Annotated in this window: 1 protein-coding gene; it reads left to right on the top strand. The window is 40.5% G+C overall.

Annotation, left to right across the window (positions count from 1 at the left end):
* Nucleotides 1-393, top strand: a 393-nt coding sequence (locus J7R10_RS09390; protein ID WP_208436536.1) for an amino acid ABC transporter ATP-binding protein, incomplete at both ends; no start/stop codon positions are given.

The following is a 393-nucleotide window of genomic DNA, read 5'->3' on the forward strand; positions in this document are numbered from 1 at the left end:
CTTGAACGTGGCTTGTTATATCTTGAACGCGTTGGACTGATTGAACATAAAAATAAATACCCTGGTCAACTTTCCGGAGGTCAACAACAACGTGTTGCTATTGCACGTGCATTAACTATGGATCCACTCGTGATGCTTTTTGATGAACCCACATCTGCTCTAGATCCTGAAATGGTAGGTGAAGTACTAGATGTTATGATCAGTTTAGCTGAAGAAGGTATGACGATGATTTGTGTAACACACGAAATGGGTTTTGCTCAAAAAGTATCAGAGCGTATTATTTTCATGGATCAAGGAAAAATTCTCGAAGATTGTTCATCCGAAGAGTTCTTCTCTGCCCCTCAAGCCAGAACACCGCGTACACAAGAGTTTTTGTCTAAAATTCTCAGCCAT

Source organism: Bartonella vinsonii subsp. berkhoffii ATCC 51672 (assembly GCF_902825225.1).
In the GTDB taxonomy this organism is placed as follows: domain Bacteria; phylum Pseudomonadota; class Alphaproteobacteria; order Rhizobiales; family Rhizobiaceae; genus Bartonella; species Bartonella berkhoffii.